Below are 22855 nucleotides of genomic sequence, written 5' to 3' on the forward strand. Positions count from 1 at the left end.
TTCAGACAAGCTGTTGTCTTTTTAAAAGAAACTCGCCGAACTCAGGTTAGTGCTAAACAAACCTGAGTTCGGCAAGATTTTATCAATTACAAGAGAATAATCTCTGCCAGTCCTTCAACCCTTTTCGTCGTGTTCCGACAGACCTGCTAGGTTTTGAAAACCTAGCAGGTCTCTGTTTTGTTTTATAAAACTCGCTGAATTCAGGTTACTTAAGGACTTTTTTGCAATACTGGGGTTTCCTATATAATGAAGTCGTCCCCAGCCTCACGCCAAGAAAGTATTCTCTCTACTTACTTAATACACCATCACGGATTTTTATGAACGAACATCAAAAAAACCAATCTCATCAATCCGAATCGTCAGACCCTAATATTCCTAAAAATGCAAGCGTTCGCCAAACAGGCACGTATCAAATGTTATGGGACTGTGAGTATTGCAACACGCCTAAATTATTAGGGGTGACGCATCGATTTTGCCCAAATTGTGGCGCGCCACAGGCGACAGAAAAACGCTACTTTCCTAAAGCAGGGGAAGAAATCGCCGTTGAAGATCATAAATATGTTGGCGCAGACCGTTTGTGTGCTGCTTGTGGTACAGGTAACGCCGCACAAGCCGAATATTGCCAGCAATGTGGCTCGCCTTTAACAGAAGCTGCCCGCGTTAAGCTTGTCCAAGACAGTACCAAACCAGCTAATAAAAATCCTGTTTCAAGCAATAGTCGTTTTAAATACTGGCTGATTGCAGGGCTGTTATTGCTCTTGGTTGGCGGAGGGATTGCGATATTTTGGACAAAAAACGTTGCCTTAACCCTCACGGCTTATAGTTGGGAGCGAGCGATTGAGATTGAAGATTATAAAGCGCGGGATGATAGTGCTTGGTGTGATGCCGTTCCTTCAGCCGCTTATAATGTCTCGCGTAAATCAGAAATTAAATCGTATCAGCAAGTTCCTGATGGTGAATCTTGCACAGCGCGTCGTGTTGACCAAGGCGATGGGACTTTTAGAACAGAAGATGTTTGTCAGCCAAAATACCGCAGTGAGCCTATTTATGCGGATAAATGTTATTACAGCATCAACCGTTGGCAATTTAGCCGTGCAGTTACAACAGAGGGTGTAAACCATTCGCCACAATGGGGAAGTTTTCAATTAAAAGGCAATGGTTCAAATTGCTTAGGATGTGAACGCGAAGGCAAACGGACAGGTGCTTATTATTTACATTTAACGGATAAAAAGAATGAGTATCGCTGTGATGTTGCCGAAAAACAATGGCAATCAGTCGAGTTGCAGTCTAAATGGACGATGGAAATCGGGGCAATGTTGGGTGAAGCCCGTTGTGGTACTTTAAAGCCTTTACCTTAAGCAATTGGCATAGATAAAGCCTGATAGGTGAAGATTAGCCTTATCAGGCTTTATCTAAAAATAATCATTTTGACTCAAAGAGAGTTACATCTATGTTTCGCACGACAGAAAATAAAATTATTCTAGTCACCCGCCACACTCGTTTAGATGAACTCAAAGCCCGTTTTAATACTCGCGCCCAAGCAAAATTTTATGTTGAACAATTAGGCGCAGATTTTTCTGATTATGTGACGGAACATGAAACTTATCAACAGGCAATCGAGCAAACCCTTTTATATCTCAATCAATTAGGACGAGTTCATCTTTTAGACCGTCGTTATTTACCGAATTTTATTTTTGCTGAAACAGACACGATTGTTGTGCTAGGGCAAGATGGTTTAGTCGCTAATACTTTGAAATATTTAAATGGACAATCAGTTATTGGTGTGAACCCCGACCCGCGTCGGTATGATGGGGTTTTATTGCCGTTTACCGTCCAAGACTTAAAAAACGTTGTTACCGAAGTATTTGCACGCCGTCGCTCATATAAAACGGTCACAATGGCACAAGCAATTTTGAATAATGGGTTAAAACTATACGCAGTCAATGACTTATTTATCGGCACGCGCTCACATGGTTCTGCACGCTATCAAATTCAATCTGATATTTTTAATGAAAATCAATCATCAAGTGGTGTTATTGTTTCAACAGGATTAGGCTCAACAGGCTGGTTTAAAAGTTTATTAGTGGGCGCAAATGCCATTATGCAAGCGTGGCAACCTGAAGATAAAAAAGCGTCTGTTAAAAAAACAGCGGTGACAGAGTTACTCCCTGCAATTAATAGCCAATTTGCATGGGATAGTGATTACTTATGTTTTACTGTCCGTGAACCTTTTATCAGTACAACTTCAACGGCTCATTGTGTATTTGGCAAAATTACGCCGACAAGCCCTTTAATTATTGTCTCGCAAATGGCTGAAAATGGGGTTGTATTTAGCGATGGTATCGAAAGTGATTTTTTAGAATTTAATGCAGGGACACAGGCAACGATTTCTATTGCAGATAAACAGGGCATATTAGTGATATAAACAGCGCGTGAGAAGCCATAAAAAAATAATAAAAATAGTTTTATTTCACGGTTCATTGATTTAAAAATACAGAGTAGCGTTTTGTCTCCTGATGTCACCTTGAATAAAATTGTTCACTATCAGGATTTATGCACTAAAGCAGATGAAAATAATAGTAAAACAGCGTGGAGGCTTACAAAATGACAACGATAGATGTTGATAACAAATTAAAACTAGAAACTCAAACACAACGCGATACGGCTTGCGATACCTTGCGTACACTGCGTTATTTTTTACAACGTTTAAAAATGGAAAATCATAAAAATTGGACAGTCAGTGAATTAATGGAACTGATTGATACCATGTTGTTAGAAATTTCTACAGGCGTGACAGAGGAAGATAAAGAACGTTCTATCTATCTGAAAAAGGGGGAAGTTGCTTTTTATCAAGGCTTATCACGACAACAAAATCCTTACCCAGCCCGCACGTTACAGCATGTTTGTTGGGATACAGGTTGGCATGATGCGGAGCGTAATAAGCGTAAACCTGCTACAACCGTCCAAAGCACAACTGCTCACACAAATCCCACTCAAGCGGGTAAACCACAACGTTTGTATAAAATCCAATTGAGAGAGGCTTCCGAATTATTAGAGTGGAATGATGTTTTTCATCAATATGCTAAACAAGGCGGTGGTAGTCTTTATGAGGTGTATGATGAGGCTGTTGCCTGTGCGGAAAGATTGCAAAAAAATGCAAATGGGATTGTCTCTGTCGTGGTTGTAAAACCGCAAGACCCAGTTTCTCAATTAAGTATGATTGATATGGCTGTTGAAAAACCGAGTGAATCCTAAAAAGGGGAATATGCTTGAAAATAGCAATCATTGGGACGGGGATTTCTGGCTTATGTGCTGCGTGGTTATTAGATACACAACATGATATTACGGTGTATGAACAAAATGCTTATGTGGGCGGACATAGCCAAACAGTCAGCATAGAGACGACAGACGGTAAACTAGACATCGATACGGGATTTATTCTCTATAATGAAGCGCATTATCCGAATTTAACTGCCTTATTTAAATATTTAGAAATTGAAACGATTCCGACCGCGATGAGCTTTTCCATGTCTATTGATCGCGGAACGATTGAATATGCGGGCAGTGATTTAAATACGCTGTTTGGACAACGGCGCAATTTATTTAATCCCGATTTTTATCGCTTATTATGGGATATTTTGCGCTTTAACCGCGAAGGGAAGGCATTATTAAGTAAACAAGTCGCGCCGATTGCGTCGCTCACCTTAGCTGATTTTTTACAACAAGGGGGATATAGCCAAACATTTTGCTTACATTACTTATTACCCATGAGCGCGACAATTTGGTCATGCCCCGCCAATAAAATTCTCTCATTTCCCGCACTGACCCTGCTACGGTTCTTTCATAATCATGGCTTATTAACGCTTAATGACCGCCCTTTGTGGCATACCGTGCAAGGGGGAACTCATTGTTATATTCAGCGTATGTTATCGAGCATTCAGCATAAACTACGACTTTCTACACCCGCTGTTGCAGTCAGCCGTTACGAAACAGGTTGCGATATTTTAGATGCACGGGGAGAAAAAAATACGTTTGATACTGTTGTTATCGCTACCCATGCCGACCAAGCCTTAAGTTTATTGACAGACCCCAGTGACACAGAACAACACTTATTAAGTCGTTTTAAATATCGTGAAAATCGAGCGGTTTTACATCAAGATACTGAGCTGATGCCATTGCGTCCCCGTATTTGGTCAACATGGAACTATTTAGCGACGACAGAACAAGCCAAAATAGACAGCGTTTCTGTCAGCTACTGGATTAATCGCTTGCAACCCCTGAGTCAGGCTGAAAATTTTTTCCTATCTTTTAACCCCCACCAAGAACCAAAAAATATTTTGCGCGAGTTTTATTATCAACATCCTATTTTTGATAGCACGGCAATTAGCGCACAAGCAGAATTGCATCAATTACAAGGACAGCGTCATACATGGTTTTGTGGCAGTTATTTTAGTCATGGATTTCATGAGGACGCTTTAAACTCTGGATTAGCCGTTGCAAATGCATTGGGTATTAAACCTGCATGGCAAGTGCAATTTGCAGGGATAATTAATTAATCATCCGCTAAAAAAAACACGTTAATATCGTTACAATACCCTTATGCGTAATTGTGTTATTACAAAAAAGTTTGTTGCTATCTTGTCTATACTCCCTATTATCCACTGCTACTGATACCTGCCATCATGTTTGCCGCGATTCCGACCGACCATCAATTGTTTGACCCGCAAAAATTCGCGCTTCAATTCGCGCAAGCGTCTTCGCCAATTAAAGCGTTTCGTGAAGCCTTACAACAAGGAAACGAGATTTTAAAATCACGTTTTCAGTTATCGATGAATGCGATGGAGGCGGTTACACAGCGGGCTTGGTTTATCGATCAAATTCTATTAGCGGTTTGGCAACGTTATGATTGGGTTAGCACGGATGATATTGCATTAATTGCGGTTGGCGGTTATGGACGCGGTGAATTGCATCCTTATTCTGACATTGATTTGATGATTCTATTGCGTCATCCCATGAATGAAATGATGCAACAAAATGCAACGGCATTCGTCACATTTTTATGGGATATTCAGCTCGAAGTTGGGCATAGTGTCCGCACCCTAGATGAATGTGAACAAGAAGCCCTTGCTGACATTACGGTGATTACGAATTTAATGGAAGCCCGTTTATTAACAGGGTCACAAGCCTTGTTTAATGATATGGTTGGGCGCATTCATCCTAGCCATTTGTGGGCAAGCAAAGAATTTTTTGCCGCAAAAATCAATGAACAGAATATTCGCCATGAAAAATATCATGGTACAGGTTACAACCTTGAGCCGAATATTAAAGAAGGACCGGGGGGATTACGGGATATTCAAACAGTCGCATGGGTTGCTAAACGTCATTTTGGTGCACGTACCTTACATGATTTAGTCCATCATGGTTTTCTCACCGAAGATGAATATAAAGCAATGATGGCAGGTCAAGAATTTTTATGGAAAATTCGCCATTTATTGCACATTATGGCAAGACGACGCGAAGACCGTATTTTATTTGATCATCAACGTTCTCTTGCTGCAACACTGGGTTATCATGACAGTGAAGTCCGTTTAGGCGTTGAAGATTTCATGAAAAACTACTATCGGACAATTAAAGATTTAAGTAGTTTAAATGACATGCTGTTGCAATTATTCCATGAAGTCATTTTATACGGCGATTTGTCTGCAAATATCCGTCCGCTGAATAAACGCTTTCAAGTTCGTAATGATTATATCGAGGTCACAAACGATAAAGTCTTTATGAATTACCCTTTTGCTTTACTAGAAATTTTTTTACTTCTCCAACAAAATCCTGAAATTCAAGGCATACGAGCAAGTACTATCCGCTTAATGCGTCAATATCGCTGGTTAATCGATGATGCCTTTCATCGTGATTTACGGGCGCGTAGCTTATTTTTTGAAATCATTCGCCAACCGCGCGGTTTAACCCGTTCATTACGGCGGATGAATCGTTATGGCATTTTAGGCGCGTATATTCCTGCTTTTGGGCGGATTGTGGGACAAATGCAATATGATTTATTTCACGTTTATACGGTTGATGAACATAGTATTTTCGTCGTACGTAATTTACGCCGTTTTGGCATTTTAGAATTTCGTCATGAATTCCCCTTTTGTTCTAAAATTATGGATTCTTTGCCAAAACCCGAACTTTTATATTTAGCGGGTTTATTTCATGATATTGCAAAAGGTTGCGGTGGTGACCATTCTGTTTTAGGCGAAGCGGAGGCAATGACATTTTGCCAAGCACATGGTTTAAGTGATTACGATGCACGTTTTGTTTCATGGCTGGTGCGTCATCATTTGCTGATGTCTATCACTGCACAGCGTCAAGATACGTCTGACCCTGAAGTCATTAATCATTTTGCGCAGAAAGTGGGCGATTGTGTGCGTTTAGATTATTTATATTTATTAACCGTTGCGGATATTCGCGGAACAAATCCAAAGTTATGGAATAATTGGAAAGATGCTTTATTAGTTGATTTATATCGTAAAACTCAGCATGTTTTGCGTAATGGCTTAAATAATGTGCCCGATAAGCAATTTCATATTCATAATATTCGCAGTCAAGCCTTGCAATTATTACAAGGTTCGCATGAGAAAAAGATTAAAGCCTTTTGGGATGATTTGGGCGACGACTACTTTTTACGTTCATCACCTGAAGAAGTCGCGCGGGAAACATTTGCTATTTTAAATCACACGAATACAGAAAAGCCGTTAGTCATGGAACGGCATAATACGCAAGGTAGTACAGAATTTACTGTATTTGCACATGAACGTGATTCTTTATTTGCGGAAATCACTTATTTCTTGGAACAACAAGGGATTACCATTGTCGACGCTTATATTATTCCAACACAAAGCGAATTTACGATGGCGGGCTTTTCTGTCTTAGAGGAAAGTGGGGCAGAAATTCATGATCAAGAACGTGTAGAAGAAATTTTACAGGCACTTAAAGATGCATTAAGCCGTGATACCAGCGTACCGTTTTATCCCATTAATCGTCGAATTCCTCGACAAGTGAAATACTTCACCGTTCCGACACGGATTACTTTTACACAAGACCGTGGTAACGACCACACCATTTTAGAAGTGATTACTACCGACCGCCCAGGATTATTGTCACGAATTGCGCAAGCGTTTGTTAATTGTGATGTACGTTTGAAAAAAGCCAATATTGCAACCTTAGGTTCACGGGTAGAAGACGTGTTTTTTATCACTGACCGTAATAATCATTTATTGTATTCATCTGACCAATTAGATGCATTACGCGAAGAATTATCGATGGTTTTAGATGTAGAAAAAGAGGTGAAAATGAACACCAACGCGAAAGTGATTAGCTTTTAAATCAACTGAATACGGCGAGTTTCTTTTAAAAAGACAATAACTTGTCTGAATCAGAATTCACAGAATTTTCAGAATTAACAGAATTAAAAACATAATTTTTTATTCTTTTAATTTTCTTGTCTTTTTAATTCTGAAAATTCTGATTCAGACAAGCTGTTGCCTTTTTAAAAGAAACTCGCCGAACTCAGGTTATTTCTACCATTTGTTTCCCTTGTAACCAGTAAGTTGCCATATCGCCTTTGCCTTTAACGTTAATCGTGCCACGTGGTTCTACCTGATATTTATCTTTTAATAATAAATAAGTGCTTTCTGCGATATGTATCGTATTGGCTAAACCGTGCGATTCCATACGGCTAGCCGTATTAACCGTATCTCCCCATAAATCATAAATAAATTTCTTCACGCCTATGACCCCCGCAACCACAGGACCTGTATTGATACCAATACGAATGCTTAAAGGTTGTTGCTGTGCGTTGCTGAAGTCTTGAATAGCGTCCAACATGTCTATTGCCATATTCGCCACTGCTTCAGCATGGTATTGATTTGGCACAGGTAAACCTCCAACAACCATATAAGCATCACCAATGGTTTTAATCTTTTCTAAACCATGACGTTCTGCGAGATGGTCAAAGGTGGTAAAGAGTTGATTAAGTAGGTTGACCATATCCGCAGGGGGGGTATGTACTGATAGTTGGGTAAAGCCAACAATATCTGCAAATAAGACGGTTGCTTCTGGAAAGCTTTCAGCAATGGGATATACGCCTTGTTTTAATTGGGTTGCAATGGGAACAGGTAAGATATTTAACAGTAAGTTTTCTGCTTGAGTATTCGCTTCGCATAATTCGCTGACAACGATTTTAAGTTGTTTTTCGCGGTCTTTAATATCGCCAACTTGTTCCAGTAATCGCTTTGCCATGTGGTTAAAGGTACGCATGACATCGCCTAATTCGTCACAACGTTTTGTTTCTAGTAGTTGAATATTTGGGGTTTCGTTGGTTACTTCACTGATGCTGGCAAGCGCGTTGCGTAAACGGAGAATCGGATTGATGATTAAAAGTGCAAGAACAAATAGCATAGAGATGGTGACAAATAAGCAGATAATGAGAATTAAGCCTGCAATTCGCCAGATAAATTCTTGTACTTCTTCGTTGACTTTTTCCGCATTAATTCTGAGCACAAGTAAGGGATTTTCTAGGTTGCAATTTGTCGTTGTCTGACTTTGTTGTATCTGTGTTGGGTAACGGCAGTGTTGCATAGCAAGCGATTTTGCTAATAGGTCATAAGGGCTATTAGCAACGATGGGAAAAGCAACATCGTAACGGCTGTTATTTGCGGTCAGCTGGCGATAAGGTTCTGTGATTTTTTGAATTTGTTGAAAGGCTAATTCTGGTTGTTCGCCAAAATGGTTCAGCACTTTTCCTGTTTGGTCATAAACAGTACCACCAAGCACAGGAAAATTATTCGTTAACATTTGCGCTTTTGCCAAAATATCATTGGCGGTGCTGTCATATGTACTAAAGCGGGCGACTGCGTCCAGTATTGGGATGCTAATTTGTTCTAATTGCACCATCGTCTCTCGCTCCCGCCGTAGTGTTGAGGGTAACAAGATGATGATTTCAATAATCACAATGCTGACAAAAATCCAGAGGGCTATCCGTGATGAAAGGCGGGCACGGAGTAGGTTTAGAAAATTTAATAAAATTCTTGGCATATCGGGAGGCTCTTCATTGTTGCATCATGCAGTATTGTGATGATGTACCTCCTGCTGTCGATAGGTATTATTCGTTAAATCCCAATACTTCGCTGACATCATCAATGACGTATAAGTCTTCTGGGTCAATTTCAATAAAATGACAACCAACCAGTTGTAAAGCAGGATTAATATCGGGTTTTTCCCAACGAACCTCAACTTTTACGTCGATATAGGGTTTTGATATATCTTCATCTTCAGGGAGTTGGATGCGGATATTATAAATACCATTCATTTTTAATGGTTTGTCGGTAATGATTAATACACCTTCTTTAGAAAGGTCGCCGAGATGTCCTAATAGGGTTTGTGTATCACGGTCGATGATTTCTAGGTATAGAAAAAGGTGTCGACGGCTAGGATGTGTATTGTGCATGGGCTTTTCCTTGTTAAACAAAGAGTCTTTTCTCAGGACGTTCAAAACCACCTAATAGTCGAATAATTTCTTTTGCATCTGATTCGGCTTGTTTACGTTCTTGAGAGACGGTTTCGCCCGTTAGGTTGGAGACTTCGCCCCAGCAGGCAAAGGCGAGTTCTAACACGGTTTGCCCTTTAGGAGAACGTTGCGTTAAATCGACACCTTTTTCCATCAACAATTTCACATTGTGCAATGAATAGGCGGCAATAGCAGCAAAAATAGGGGTGTAGCCTTCTTCATCAGGTAGATTCACGTCCATGCCTTGGTCTAACAGCATCCGTAAAACAGTATCATTTTTTGTACAAGAGGCGGCGTGAAATAAAACTCGAGAACGTCTTGCCCCAGCCCCTTTTTTTAATAAATATTCTGCCATGCGGGCATCGCCATTGCGGGCAGCGATTCCTAAGGGCATCAAGCCTTTTGCATTCTTAAGCTCAAGATTTGCGCCATGTTGTACTAATAACTCAACCAGTGAAAAGTAGTCGTTATTAACGGCAAGGTGTAACGCGGTTTGTGCTTCTACATCATTTGTCAGTGCATTAACATCAATACCTGCTTTAATCAGTAGTAAGGCTACATCGCGTAAACGACTTTCTTTTACTTCTTTTTCTTGTTTTGCTGCGCGATAGGCAACTAGATAGTGAAGTGCGTTATAACCGGGTTCTTGGTCTGTAACGTTTGGATTTGCACCTTTATTGAGGAGTAATTGAATCGTTTTGAGTTCTTTGCTGTATTTGCAGGCGAGAAGTAAGGGCGGGCGAGCTGCATTTATAACGGTTTTTTCATCAGTCTGTTCTGGCGGGGCTGTCAATTTATTGACATCATCGCCTGCACTGAGGAGTACATCGATGAGTTCAAACAAGCCCAGTTTAGCGGCAACGTGTAGCGGAAATTCGCCGTTTTCATTCGCAATATTAAAGTCAGCATGATGATTTAGTAATAATCGGATGACTTCACGTCGTCTTTTTCGATATTCTAAAAATTGTTCTGGGGTTTTATTCGCCATTTCGCGGACATCCCCTTCAATTGCAAAATGTAATGGGGTTTGTTCTTTACAAATCGCATTTGCATCAGCCCCTTGTTCTAGCAAATATTTAACAACTTCAACCCGTGCAGTAGAAACCGCGTCATGCAGTAATGTTCTATCTTCCCAATTACGGCAAAAAACATAATTTTTATTAAATTGCAGATAGGATTGAATTTTAGCTAAATCGCCTTGTTTAGCGGCATGTAATGCATTAATAAAAACATAATTCGGTGGGCTGTCTAATGCTTCGGGTGAAAAAGCATGTACAGCTTCGGTTACGGCGATTTCATTACTATTTTGTGTCACTAAATTACGGATTTTTTTAAGGAAACTCATTGAATTACTCCCCCTTTATGCTAAAGAGAAATCATACGCTATATCAGTAATATGGGGTAGCGGTTTAATGATGATAAGTTGATTCAAATAATGCCATTGTTATAAATCGTCTCTGCTATTGAGGTCATAATAAATCCTTCATCATCCTATTTTCGCAAATCACAAGATACCCGTGTTAATTTACTTATCATTGTAGAGTATGCATTCGGTATTATCTGGAAGATGACTTATAACTTATGTTAGAGATGAATGTTTTTTGCATTGTGACAATAGTAAGACAGTTTTTTAAAGAAACGATAATGTCACTAACACTATAACAACAATGTTGGGAGTTACCCATGCAATTTACTCATTTTACTCAGTTTAAAACATCACTCTTACGCATTTGTGTGCTAGGTATTTTACTACTATGCCATTGTTTGACCTATGCTAATCCACCATTAGACCCGCATCAATTATCTACCGCCGTTTGTGGTGCGTGTCATCAGGATGTCTTTGCACAATGGCAAAGTTCCATGCATGCACAAAGTACCGCATTAAGTGACCCTGTTCATGGGGGTATTTATAAAGAGGTGGTTGGCAGTCCAACGGAGGAAGGTGTGCAGTTAAACGGCACGTATCCTGTGTGTTTAAATTGTCATGCACCTAACGCCGCTTTAGCAGGCAAAACGAAGTTGGACAATGCGAATTATCATGAAGGTGTCAGTTGTGTAACTTGTCACACGATTCGCCAATTTAATGGCATTTTTGACGAAAAAGAGCAGGTTTTATTTGGCATACAAACCTATTCTTTATCGAATACCCATTTACAAAGCCCTTCAGGACGGTATTTCGCGCCAGAGTTAGACGCAACACATCCATTTCCGATGGAACCTAATCAAACTGTTTTGCGCACAAGTCAAGTCTGTGTCGGTTGTCATAGTCAATTCCATATTCCCGCCAGCGAACCTAGCGAACAGCCAAGCCCAACTTGTCAATCTTGCCATATGCCCAAGATTAACGAATCAACTTATCATGCTATTGCGGGGGGACATAGTGAGGTAATGATTAAGCGGGCGGTGATTGTCACTTTAACCACAGAAACCGTTAGTGATACATTAAAAACACAGGTAAATTTACAAAATATTTTACCGCATCATTTTCCTGACGGTTCTCCCTTACGTAATGCTTATTTAAAATTAACCGCTTATGGAAAAACAGGGGAATTGTTATGGCGTAATTTTCAATCCTTCCCGCCTGTTGCCAGTGATGACCCTCAAGCCTTTTTACAATTGGTTGTGCTAAATGATAACGGTGAGGTACAACCGATTTTACCGCGTCAGGTTACAACAAAAGATGTGCAAACAGATACACGTTTACGCCCATATGAAAAACGTAGCTTAAGCTACAACATTCCAAGTGCAGGCGTTACCATGATTCGTGCTGAATTGATTTATAACTTATTACCACAAATTGTTATCGATAAATTTACTGAGTTAACAGGGGATTTAACCAATCCTGTGGTTGCGGGTATTGCCGAAGTCCGTTTTTAAACACATAAAAAAACCTTCTAGGCAATCAAGCCTAGAAGGTTTAAAGGTCGCGTGAATGACTAGCGGTTAAGACTTAGTAAAACCCAGCTTGTACACAGCCATCCTTATCACCCGCTAAGATAATTTTCTGGCTGACGCTATGTTGAAAACTGCTTGCCCACCATGCAGAGAATGGCTGAGATAAAGGACCACGATAAAATTCAATGCCTTCTTTAGTCAGTCCCACATAATAAGGGCTTACTTTTGCGTTATTACGGTCAGCATAGTTAGGAATATTAGCGACTTGGAAAATAACTCCTATCGTTTCTAAACCCGTATCTGGAAACCGTAATAAACGCACAACGGGCGCACCTGAATAGTTAATGCTCAAGCCTTCATTGTCCACATACCCTAAACGACTATCGAACAACATATAGCCACTTGCCCATGATGTGCCATTATCCACCGATAATGCTGAGCGAATTGACCATTTCCACGCGGGGCGGGTTTTAAAATCCCACCACGAATAAACACGCTCAGGCGTTAAATCCACTTGCTCATAAAAAATGGCTAATAAATCACCAACACCAATAATAGCAGGCATTCCAAAACGCTGATAAGATTCGTTTTTTGTTACAACTACAGGCGCAGACCATGACACGCCTAAGTCATCAGAACGTTGAAGTAAAATGATTTGCTCATTTTCATATGCCAATGTCCCCGTTTCTGAAACTTCAGAGGCAAAAGTAATATATAAAGTTTCGTTTCCATTAGGGTTATAACCATCATGAGAAACCCATAAAGCAGGCTCATAAACCCCTACGTCACTGACACTACTCCCATCATTACTTTCGCCATTGGTCAAAGTCCCCATTGTTTCCCCAAAGGTTTGCGCACGGAATCCCCATGTTTTCCCCTTATCAGTACTTTGTATGACATCAATGTGAGAATTAACCCCTTCCCATGCACGCAATGCCAATAAAACAGTTTCTGGGCGATTTCCCTTAGCTTTTAAAACAACCAGATAAGCATTACTAAAATTAGCGGGGGGATTATAAGCCGCAATGGCGATTTCTTCCCACACTAATAAATTTTTATCTCCACGATAAATAACAATGGCTTGTCCGCCTTGTCCCTGCTCGTTGACAATATAACGGTCAACCGACATTAAGACACTGCCATCAGCAAGTTCAGCAAAACGGGGATAATGTCCATCCACATTCACGCCTGTTGTCGTGGTAAATAAACACGTTGCGGAAGCAACCATTGATAATAATAAAAAATAGCTGCTAATGAGTAACTGAATGATAAAACGTAACATACTAACTCTCGATAAATTAAGTAACTACTTAGTATATAAACTAAATTAGCCACTGTATAATTGCAAGGGGAAACAAAATAGAAAATACCGTAGAAAAAATGTTAGTGGCTCGCTTTCTCATAAAACAGGAATATTATTAATCGTGTTGCACTTTCCGCCGACAGAAAACAATTTTTTTATCACTGATACACCACAAAAATTTAACTTTATTCCGACGACTGCCATAGAACAACAACTGCTACAAATACCTATTCCTTACATTGCGGGTCATTGCAGTGTTTGTCAGGACACCACACATTTACAATTTTCTCCCGCATTTTATACCGCTATTCAACAACAAACTTTTGTCAATTGGCGGGAAGATTTAAGTTGTGAATGCTGTCATTTCAATGCACGGATGCGTGCTACAGTTGAATTGATTCAATACTTAATCGCGCAACAATTACCCCGTGAAACCTATATCAGCGAAGCGGTTACCCCCCTTTATCATCATTTATCAACCCGCTTACCTAAACTCATCGGCAGTGAATTCTTAGGAATCGATAAAGTAGGCGGTAAAGTTTACGAATATCTTGGGCAATCGGTACAACATGAAGATTTAACCCATTTATCTTTTGCTAATGAATCCTTTGATTTAATCCTATCTTTTGATGTTTTAGAACACGTTAGCGCATATCACCAAGCGTTTAACGAGATTTATCGCGTACTAACAAAAGGCGGACGCTTTTTATTCAGCGTACCAATTCATTTAGATAAATCAAAAACCTTAATTCGTGCGACACAAGACACAAAAGGACACATTACACATCTACTCCCCCCTGAATATCATGGCGACCCTGTTAATCAAGCAGGTGTTTTATGTTTTCAAGATTTTGGTTTAGATATTAACTTATTACTGCGAAAAATTGGGTTTCGTTATGTTAAGTTCATTGTTGCGCAATCAGCGAAAAAATACTATTTAGGTAAAGGACATATCTTTTTATATGTAGAAAAATAAAACCATTTACACCGCATTTACATCAATACTCGCCATGCCAATAATTTTGCAAACTTTTTATGATGGAAGTACTGTTGTATTTGATCGAGGGCGTTTTGATGATTGGTGTGTTTATTTACATTTACCACTAAAAAAACGTTATGCCCCCTCTGATACAGAGTACTTCACCCGTTTACAACAATTAGCGACACAACACGGAGCGCAAAGTTTATATAATGATTATGTAGAAATTTACGCACAAACGACCGCTAAAATTGATAGCGATGTATTAACGCTTATTTTAGACGTAGCAGAAAAATATCAAGAAGATGCATTAGAGATTGCCATCTGGTTTACCGTGATTTATGCGGGGATGGTGGCGGAGGAAAATAAAGAAAAGGCGATTTTAAAAAAACGTATTAAACGCCTTGGGATGTATCAAACCTTGATAGAACAAATAGACCCAAAGATTGCGGCACATTTTAGTCGCGGAAAAAAGTGGCGTGAACTAGACGAACTTTGTAAAACAAAAGGGTTTTAAACATGCGTAATTATTTTATTTTCATAATAAATATCTGGTTATTTTGGGGAATATCTTTTTTAAGCTTTGCAACAGAAACACATATTCCCATCAGTTTAGATGAAACCTATACAGAAATTTATAAAGTTCAACAAGAGCTTGCTTTAATTAAACAGCGTCTTAACTTAACAGAAACCATAGAACGTCCCAAAGTAACCCTACAAATTAGTCCACGTCATAGTTGGCAAAAGATTTATCAAATTTTATTTAAGCTCAATCATGTTTTTGAAAAATATGGTTTTCCTCCCTTAAATATCCCATCACGAGAACCAGAAAAAAATATGTCTAATGATGCTATTTATGAACAAGTCATTCGGTTACATACAGAATTTAACTTGTTAAAACAATATTTAGGCGTTACTGCATTTCCTCCGCCACCCCCTGTTTTTACACAAAAGACTGATTTAGATAATTATAACGCGCTCAATGCCATTTTTTACGATTTAGATGCTTTGGCAAATTCTAGCTTTACGCCGTCTCATGTGTTTGGACAAACAATGCGGATTCATGAAGATATTGATGCGCTACTCTATTTTTTAGAAATTACAGATACCACACTGCCAAATCCTAAAAAAATCAATAGTACGCCCGCCGATGTATTTAATACAGGATTAGAATTAGTAAGGGAAATTCAAGAGTTACAGAAAAACTTTAATATAAAAATGGTCAATCTAAAAACTGATGTTTATCAGGATATTCATACTAGAAAAATTACACCAACTGAGGCTTTTGGGATGACTGGGTTAATTTTGGCAGAATTACAAGTTTTAAAAGCACATTTAGGGCTTGAATTGATTGTAACGCCTGCAGCCCGTTTTTATCAGGATAAAATACCCGCAGATAGTCGTCAGATATTAGAATGGAATATTAGCCGCATTCAGTTAATTAAGAAATTTCATCATTGATTCGCGTGTCCCAAATAAAAAAGACCTGTTTTGTTGACTAACAGGTCTTTTTAGAAAAGCATCAATCTTAATATATTAATTAAACGACTTGGTTAGCAAGATGGCTTTGTGCTGGTGTTGCAGGTTGTTTCGCAAATACAGGCTGACAACGTGCCATTGCACCAATGTTGTAGCTGTTGTGATAACCCTGTTTTTGGAACATTTCGCTTGCGATAAAACTACGCATTCCACTGGCGCAATAGAGCATAACTTTCTTATCCGCTAATTGCGCAAAGTAGTTAGGTAATTGTTCTAATGGGATATTTAAAGCATTGGGTAAATGTCCTTGTGCGAATTCATCCGCGCCTCTGACATCCACTAAAATAGCCCCTTCTTGACACAGTTTTTCGACTTGTACTAATTCAATCGGTACTGTCCATTTGCCTAACGCACGCATTAAGCCTTCATACATCCAAGATAATGTGCAAAAATGTGTTGTAATGACAATCAGTTGTAATACTAACAAAATACCACCAACAACCCACGCCGCAACAGGCAAGGCAGCTAAGAAGAGAACGCCAGCGATGACATTCATCACGGCGGCTGATAAGCACGCAAGCCGACGTTGAAAAGGATTCGGGGGAAGTTTTGCAGCACTAAACCAATGACGTACTACATGATTATAGAGTAAGTCCATGGGGTGTCCTGCGGGAAAAAAGAACGCCCAAAAACCTAATATACTGACTGCAAAGAGCACTAGAGGTGATTGTGTCAGTAACCCAATCAGGGTAATTGATGAGCAGATAGCGGGGGTAAAGCGCAATCCCCATTCTAATTGCTTCAATTCAGTGGGTGTATAGCTTTGATAACCTTGTTGAAATAGCGACATTTGTTGAAAAGATAACTTGCATTCAGACATTATTTTACCCTCATAAATTATATAAAGAATCTTATCGTATATTAGCATACACTAATAGATGTCATGGTGACGTGATTAGTACAAGCTTATTTAAAGCTACGATTGGAGTAATTCGTGCTTAATTTTCATGTGGTTTTGATGATTTTGTAGATAGGGAATCATGGGAGCATAGGGGCAAATCGTGAAGAATTGTATTTCTATTGATTGGAAACTACTTAACGGTAGCGCAAGCGTGTTATAATACTCGTTTGAAATTTTAATTAACGCCTTAATTACCTACCAAAAAACCCTGAATTTATTATATAAGTTGAATTAAAGTAGATAAATTTTTTACTTTTCACTAAAGTTAAGGATTAATCGGCAATTATCAAGAGATTAACTCATTTAATTTAATAGTATTAAAATACAGTCACGTTTATCATATTTTACTATTTGCATTGTTTTACAATAGATTGATTGATTAGATTTTTACGGCTAAACAGTGATGTTTAATTCTTTGTGTTAATTCACTCAAACATGCGGAGATGATGAGTACATGAGTACAGAGGGTGTAAATAAAGGCAGACGACGGTTTTTAGTGGCTTCCACTTCCGTTGTCGGTGCAATGGGGGTCGCGGCTGCCGCGTATCCTTTTGTTGCTTATTGGCAACCTAGCGCGAAAGCGCAAGCAGCAGGCGCGCCTGTAGAAGTTGACATCAGCAAGTTAGAACCCGGTCAACGTTTAACCGTTGAATGGCGCGGAAAACCTGTGTGGATTGTAAGACGGACTAAGGAAATCTTAGAAGCGTTACCAACTTTAGATGCTCAATTACGCGACCCTGTGTCAGATAACAGCATTCAACCTGACTACGCGAAAAATGCGAATCGGGCAATTAAAGACGAATATTTAGTCGTTGTGGGAATTTGTACCCATTTAGGTTGTTCACCAAATTACGTACCGCTAGGCGAAGGTGCTAGTGCATTAGGGTCTGATTGGAAAGGCGGTTTTTTCTGTCCTTGCCATGGTTCACGCTTTGACTTAGCGGGTCGTGTGTTCCAAAATGTTCCCGCTCCCACCAATTTAACAATTCCCCCTTACAGTTATTTAAGCGACACCCGTATTTTAGTGGGTGCAGATAAAGTAGGAGCCGCGTAATGAGTAAAGAGGCGAGCAACATTGATAGAAGTACTTTATTAGGCGGTTTATTAGGTTGGTTTGATGACCGTTTTCCCCTGATTGAAACGTGGGATACCCACATGGGGAAATATTATGCACCGAAAAATTTTAACTTCTGGTACTACTTCGGTGTATTTTCCATTGTTGTCTTAGTGATTCAAATCGTTACTGGGATTTTCTTAACCATGAATTATAAACCTGATGGCAATTTAGCTTTTGCCTCAGTGGAATATATCATGCGGGATGTGTCCTTTGGCTGGTTAATTCGCTACATGCACTCTACGGGCGCATCCTTCTTCTTTATCGTCGTGTATTTGCATATGTTTAGAGCCTTATTATACGGTTCTTACAAAAAACCACGCGAATTAGTTTGGCTGGTTGGAATGGGGATTTATCTATGCTTAATGGCTGAAGCCTTCTTCGGCTATCTGTTACCTTGGGGACAAATGTCTTACTGGGGTGCACAAGTAATTATTTCCCTCTTTGGTGCGGTTCCTGTGATTGGCGATGATTTAACTTTATGGATTCGCGGTGATTACGTTGTTTCTGATGCAACCTTGAACCGTTTCTTTGCCTTACACGTGATTGCTATTCCTTTAGTATTAGTGGGTTTAGTGTTCTTACACATTGTTGCTTTACATGCAGTCGGCTCTAACAACCCCGATGGCGTAGAAATTAAGAAATTAAAAGATGTGGATGGCAAACCTTTAGATGGGATTCCTTTCCATCCTTACTATACCGTGAAAGATTTCATGGGCGTTATCGTCTTCTTAATGTTCTTCTCAGTTGTTATGTTCTACATGCCTGAAATGGGTGGCTATTTCTTAGAAGCACCCAACTTTGTCCCTGCTGACCCCTTAGTCACACCTGCACATATTGCCCCTGTATGGTACTTCACTCCCTACTATGCCATTTTACGCGCAGTGCCTGATAAATTAATGGGCGTTATTGCAATGGGAGCAGCCGTGATGATTTTCTGCTTACTCCCTTGGTTAGACCGTAGCCCTGTTAAATCTATTCGCTACAAAGGACCTTTATTTAAAATTGCCTTATCTATTTTCGTAGTAAGCTTTATTGGTTTAGGGATTTTAGGCGTATTACCTCCATCTCCCGCCTTGACACTATTAGCGCAAATTTTAGCGGTGATTTACTTCGCCTTCTTCCTCTTGATGCCAGTTTATACCTCGCTGGACTCTTATAAAGAAGTCCCTGAACGTGTCACGATGCCCGCACACTAACAGCGTGAATAGGATAAAGAAAACTATGAAAAAACTGCTTTTAAGTTGTTTACTGTTACTGCCTTCTATCGTATTTGCAGCCGAGACAGTCCCGTTACAACATGCTAATAACGATGTTTATGATAAAGCCTCTTTACAAAATGGTGCAAAATTGTTCACCAATTACTGCATGGGCTGTCATTCATTACAATACTCACGTTTTCAGCGAGTTGCTAAAGACTTAGATATTCCTGAAGATGTCATGAAAGCCAATCTTATGTTTACCAGCGAAAAAATTGGCGATTTAATGACAATTCCTATGCAGAAAAAAGAAGCCCTTGGCTGGTTTGGGGTTGCCCCCCCAGACTTAAGCGTCATTGCTCGCGCACGTGGCACTGACTGGATTTACAGCTTTTTATTATCTTTCTACTTAGATGAAAACAAAGCAACAGGCGTGAATAACCTCGTTTTTAAAGACACTGCAATGCCGCATGTCTTATGGGAATTACAAGGTTATCAAATGCCTGTGACTGAAAAAATCAAAGATGCTGAAGGCAAAGAACATGAAGTAATTGCGTCTTTAGCAGTCATTCATCCCGCAGGTGTCACTGACGCAGAAGCCAAGCAAAAAGCCGATGACTATCGTCGCACCGTCCGCGATTTGGTCAACTTCCTTGATTATGTTGGCGAACCTGCCAAATTACAAAGACATTATCTCGGTATGTGGGTTTTATTAGGACTCGCCTTCCTCTTTGTCTTTGCTTACGCACTGAAAAAAGAGTTTTGGCGCGACGTGCATTAAACCCTATTATTACCTAACCTAATAGGAATAAGGGAACTCTATAGAGTTCCCTTTTCTATTATGCTAACCCTTGAATTATTTTGATATATGATGACTTCTCCACGCCCTTACTTAATCCGTGCTGTCTATGAGTGGATTATAGACAACAATTTTACCCCTTACCTAAAAGTCAATGCGAACCTAGAACAGGTCGAAGTACCCCGAGAGTTCGTGAATGAAGAGGGTAGTATTGTATTAAATATCTCCCCTTCCGCAGTTCGTGATTTAGAACTAGGCAATGAATGGCTGAGTTTTAATGCACGTTTTTCTGGCAGAGCGCAAAATGTGCTAGTCCCTATTGCAGCTGTATTAGGCATTTATACAAAAGAAAACGGACGTGGTTTTTTCTTCAATGCAGAAGAATTTCAAGATGAAACTCCACCCGAAACGCCACCACCAGCCCCTACCCCCACAGCGAAAAAAGCACCATTCTTAAAAGTTGTTAAATAACAGTGGTTAAGTTATGAGGATATAATGATGTCATTAGGCAATGATTTCCCCACACTTTTCCGCGTTTCTGTACTCACAGCCTGTGAGCGCGTAGAAGGACATACATGGTTAAAAGAACGCTGGCGCATTTTAGGCGTTGTTCCTGTACATGAAGAACAAGCAACCTCACGCACAGAACTGTTAGTGACAGACCAAGAAACCCAATATTTATGGACAGGGTTCACACTACAATTACACAAAGACGAACTAGAAAGCTATTACCATAACTTAACAGCCCCTAAGCCACGGCTTTATGTTGTCTGTCATGGAGACGCAAATGAAGAACCTATCCCGTTTCTTGTCACCTTAAGCTACGACGAATCAGCCGCTTATGGCGAAGCTGAATCTCGAGTTTATGATGTCAGTATGCCCGCTGAAATTTATCGCTGGATGGAATTGTATGTACTCGAATACTACAACCCAAAACCCCGCGAAAAACGCGAACGGCAAAAATGGTTTAATGATAAATCCTCACCTTCGTGAGACCCTCATGATGATGGATAAAAAACACGCCCCGACACAAGACAACTTTATTCAACGCTGGTCACGTCGCAAACACGCCCAAGTTCAACAAGCTTCCTCTTTTCCCCCTGATGAAGTTTCCCCCGCTTCACCGCCTGCCCCTACTGCGGACATAGCAAATCAGACAAAAGCCTTTCCGACTGATATGGAAACACTCACAGATGCTGATATGCCTGCTTTAGACAACTTAGACGAACATAGCGATTATCAGCAGTTTTTTGCGAAAAAAGTCAGCCAAGAATTACGGACATTAGCCTTACGTAAACTCTTCCATCACCCTCGTTTTAACGACATGGATGGACTAGACATTTATCACGAAGATTACACCCAGTTTGAGCCATTAGGCGATGTTATTCCTCATGAAATTCGCAGTTTACTAACACAAAAAGCCAATGTCCTAAAAGAAAACACACAAGAATTGATTTCTAACCCAACCAACAATATAAAAGACGCTATTCAAACCCCAAAAACCGTGCCACAATCAACCACAACAACGGGAAGCGAAGAACCTTCTATAGATACCCCCCAAACAAACGTATCATCCGCTATACCAAAAGCAGGTTAATCATTAGAATACACATAAATTCTTTTTAAGCCTGTTAAAACCTCTTATGATATAAACCCACTAACGCCACACAGGATGTTTAAAATGATGAGATATGTCACAGCCTGTTTACTTCTATTTTTTGCAACAACGAGCAGTTACGCCGCAGAACCGCCATTACCACAAGTTGAAATCCAAACCAGTATGGGCAAAATCGTACTGGAGCTATACCCAGAAAAAGCCCCAGTAACTGTTTACAACTTTCTAACTTACGCACAAGAAGGATTTTATACAGGTACAATTTTTCATCGGGTCATTAAAGATTTTATGGTTCAAGGGGGCGGATATACCGCTGATTTTGAGAAAAAAACAACTCGCCCAGAAATCAAAAACGAAGCAAACAATGGATTAAAAAATCTACGTGGCACAGTTGCAATGGCTCGCTCTGCTGACCCTGATTCGGCAAGCTCTCAATTTTTTGTCAACGTTAAAGATAACTACTTCCTCGATTATCAATCCTCCACCCCTTCAGGCTGGGGATATACCGTTTTTGGAAAAGTCACCACAGGCATGGATGTTGTAGATAAAATCCAAGCTGTTACAACAGGCGCGGGTGGTACTTTTACAAAAAACGTCCCTGAACAAGCTATTACCATTGATGGCATGAAATTAAAAAATGCAGAAGCTGTTTTAGCCGCTCCCCCAGCAGCTTTACTCAAAGAAACTAAACCAGTCATGCCCACGCCACCAACCCCAACGAGTGCGACAACCGCTAATACAACAGAAGCACCTGCGACCAATAAAGTTGAGGAAAAAGCACCAACCCCAACAATAACCGCCACCATACCACCCCCTAAAGCAGAAGAAAAAATAGAAAGCGTGCCTCCTAAACCAACGCTAACCCCTGAAATGTTAAGCAAGGCAAGCAAGGCAACAGACGCACCATCTAAACCAGATAAACCAGAACCAACCCCCTAAAACGTCT

Annotated in this window: 21 protein-coding genes; 16 read left to right on the plus strand and 5 right to left on the minus strand. The window is 40.0% G+C overall.

Features of this window, described 5'->3' with window-relative positions; translation table 11 throughout:
- The first annotated feature begins 317 nt into the window (after positions 1–317).
- From BEGALDRAFT_RS00065 to glnD, 5 genes are all read left to right on the plus strand, one after another.
- A complete protein-coding gene (locus tag BEGALDRAFT_RS00065) occupies positions 318–1358 on the plus strand; it encodes a hypothetical protein (protein WP_002682444.1) in 1041 nt (346 codons plus the stop codon).
- Between the two features lie 92 nt (positions 1359–1450).
- The gene (locus BEGALDRAFT_RS00070) at positions 1451–2425 is read left to right on the plus strand and encodes a diacylglycerol kinase catalytic domain-containing protein (protein ID WP_002682445.1); all 975 of its coding nucleotides are present in this window, start codon (positions 1451–1453) and stop codon (positions 2423–2425) included.
- 179 nt (positions 2426–2604) lie between these two features.
- Positions 2605–3255, plus strand: a complete 651-nt coding sequence (locus BEGALDRAFT_RS00075) for a hypothetical protein (RefSeq protein WP_002682446.1) — start codon at positions 2605–2607, stop codon at positions 3253–3255.
- A 14-nt stretch (positions 3256–3269) separates the two neighbouring features.
- Entirely contained in the window at positions 3270–4556 is a 1287-nt protein-coding gene (locus BEGALDRAFT_RS00080) for an NAD(P)/FAD-dependent oxidoreductase (RefSeq protein ID WP_002682447.1), read from the plus strand.
- A gap of 126 nt (positions 4557–4682) precedes the next feature.
- Positions 4683–7382: a [protein-PII] uridylyltransferase gene (gene glnD, locus BEGALDRAFT_RS00085; protein WP_002682448.1), complete on the plus strand. Its 2700-nt coding sequence runs from the start codon at positions 4683–4685 to the stop codon at positions 7380–7382.
- 184 nt (positions 7383–7566) lie between these two features.
- Here glnD and BEGALDRAFT_RS00090 read toward each other — a convergent pair whose 3' ends face one another.
- The 3 genes from BEGALDRAFT_RS00090 to BEGALDRAFT_RS00100 all read right to left on the minus strand — a co-directional run bounded on the left by BEGALDRAFT_RS00090 (position 7567) and on the right by BEGALDRAFT_RS00100 (position 10910).
- The gene (locus BEGALDRAFT_RS00090; RefSeq protein ID WP_002682449.1) at positions 7567–9093 is read right to left on the minus strand and encodes an adenylate/guanylate cyclase domain-containing protein; all 1527 of its coding nucleotides are present in this window, start codon (positions 9091–9093) and stop codon (positions 7567–7569) included.
- A 67-nt stretch (positions 9094–9160) separates the two neighbouring features.
- Positions 9161–9505 carry a PilZ domain-containing protein gene (locus BEGALDRAFT_RS00095; RefSeq protein WP_002682450.1) on the minus strand — a complete coding sequence of 115 codons (345 nt, stop codon included), beginning with the start codon at positions 9503–9505 and terminating at the stop codon, positions 9161–9163.
- 13 nt (positions 9506–9518) lie between these two features.
- A complete protein-coding gene (locus BEGALDRAFT_RS00100; RefSeq protein ID WP_002682451.1) occupies positions 9519–10910 on the minus strand; it encodes an ankyrin repeat domain-containing protein in 1392 nt (463 codons plus the stop codon).
- A gap of 338 nt (positions 10911–11248) precedes the next feature.
- Here BEGALDRAFT_RS00100 and BEGALDRAFT_RS00105 point away from each other — a divergent pair, with 338 nt between their 5' ends.
- Positions 11249–12442, plus strand: a complete 1194-nt coding sequence (locus BEGALDRAFT_RS00105) for a cytochrome c family protein (protein WP_002682452.1) — start codon at positions 11249–11251, stop codon at positions 12440–12442.
- 73 nt (positions 12443–12515) lie between these two features.
- On the opposite strand, the gene BEGALDRAFT_RS00110 is transcribed toward BEGALDRAFT_RS00105, so the two are convergent.
- Positions 12516–13742: a sialidase family protein gene (locus BEGALDRAFT_RS00110; RefSeq protein ID WP_002682453.1), complete on the minus strand. Its 1227-nt coding sequence runs from the start codon at positions 13740–13742 to the stop codon at positions 12516–12518.
- Positions 13743–13884: 142 nt separating this feature from the next.
- Between BEGALDRAFT_RS00110 and BEGALDRAFT_RS17630 the strand changes: the two genes are divergently transcribed.
- Genes BEGALDRAFT_RS17630 through BEGALDRAFT_RS00125 form a run of 3 tightly spaced genes read left to right on the plus strand, consistent with a single transcriptional unit; the run spans position 13885 to position 16203 of the window.
- Positions 13885–14739 (plus strand): class I SAM-dependent methyltransferase, encoded by an 855-nt coding sequence (locus BEGALDRAFT_RS17630; RefSeq protein WP_002682454.1) that lies wholly within the window; start codon positions 13885–13887, stop codon positions 14737–14739.
- A 34-nt stretch (positions 14740–14773) separates the two neighbouring features.
- Entirely contained in the window at positions 14774–15259 is a 486-nt protein-coding gene (locus BEGALDRAFT_RS00120; RefSeq protein ID WP_002682455.1) for a DUF7004 family protein, read from the plus strand.
- A 2-nt stretch (positions 15260–15261) separates the two neighbouring features.
- Entirely contained in the window at positions 15262–16203 is a 942-nt protein-coding gene (locus BEGALDRAFT_RS00125) for a hypothetical protein (RefSeq protein WP_002682456.1), read from the plus strand.
- Positions 16204–16282: 79 nt separating this feature from the next.
- Here the strand turns inward: BEGALDRAFT_RS00125 and BEGALDRAFT_RS17635 are convergent, their stop codons facing one another.
- Complete coding sequence (locus tag BEGALDRAFT_RS17635) at positions 16283–17101, minus strand: DUF4395 family protein (protein ID WP_002682457.1); 819 nt, start codon at positions 17099–17101, stop codon at positions 16283–16285.
- Positions 17102–17636: 535 nt separating this feature from the next.
- Here BEGALDRAFT_RS17635 and petA point away from each other — a divergent pair.
- The 7 genes from petA (at position 17637) to BEGALDRAFT_RS19650 (ending at position 22848) form a co-directional block, all read left to right on the plus strand.
- On the plus strand, positions 17637–18236 hold the full coding sequence (petA, locus tag BEGALDRAFT_RS00135; RefSeq protein ID WP_002682458.1) for a ubiquinol-cytochrome c reductase iron-sulfur subunit: 600 nt from the start codon (positions 17637–17639) through the stop codon (positions 18234–18236).
- The gene (locus tag BEGALDRAFT_RS00140) at positions 18236–19495 is read left to right on the plus strand and encodes a cytochrome b (RefSeq protein ID WP_002682459.1); all 1260 of its coding nucleotides are present in this window, start codon (positions 18236–18238) and stop codon (positions 19493–19495) included. The genes petA and BEGALDRAFT_RS00140 overlap by 1 nt, the downstream gene beginning before the upstream one ends.
- Positions 19496–19520: 25 nt before the next feature.
- Positions 19521–20276, plus strand: coding sequence for a cytochrome c1 (locus tag BEGALDRAFT_RS00145; RefSeq protein ID WP_002682460.1), 756 nt, complete (start codon positions 19521–19523; stop codon positions 20274–20276).
- 87 nt (positions 20277–20363) lie between these two features.
- Positions 20364–20765, plus strand: coding sequence for a ClpXP protease specificity-enhancing factor (locus BEGALDRAFT_RS00150; protein WP_002682461.1), 402 nt, complete (start codon positions 20364–20366; stop codon positions 20763–20765).
- A gap of 24 nt (positions 20766–20789) precedes the next feature.
- A complete protein-coding gene (locus tag BEGALDRAFT_RS00155) occupies positions 20790–21287 on the plus strand; it encodes a DUF3305 domain-containing protein (RefSeq protein ID WP_002682462.1) in 498 nt (165 codons plus the stop codon).
- 7 nt (positions 21288–21294) lie between these two features.
- A complete protein-coding gene (locus BEGALDRAFT_RS17640) occupies positions 21295–21891 on the plus strand; it encodes a DUF3306 domain-containing protein (protein ID WP_002682463.1) in 597 nt (198 codons plus the stop codon).
- 84 nt (positions 21892–21975) lie between these two features.
- On the plus strand, positions 21976–22848 hold the full coding sequence (locus tag BEGALDRAFT_RS19650) for a peptidylprolyl isomerase (protein WP_002682464.1): 873 nt from the start codon (positions 21976–21978) through the stop codon (positions 22846–22848).
- Positions 22849–22855: the final 7 nt, after the last annotated feature.

Origin of the sequence: Beggiatoa alba B18LD, from assembly GCF_000245015.1 — a bacterium.
Classification (GTDB): Bacteria; Pseudomonadota; Gammaproteobacteria; order Beggiatoales; family Beggiatoaceae; genus Beggiatoa; species Beggiatoa alba.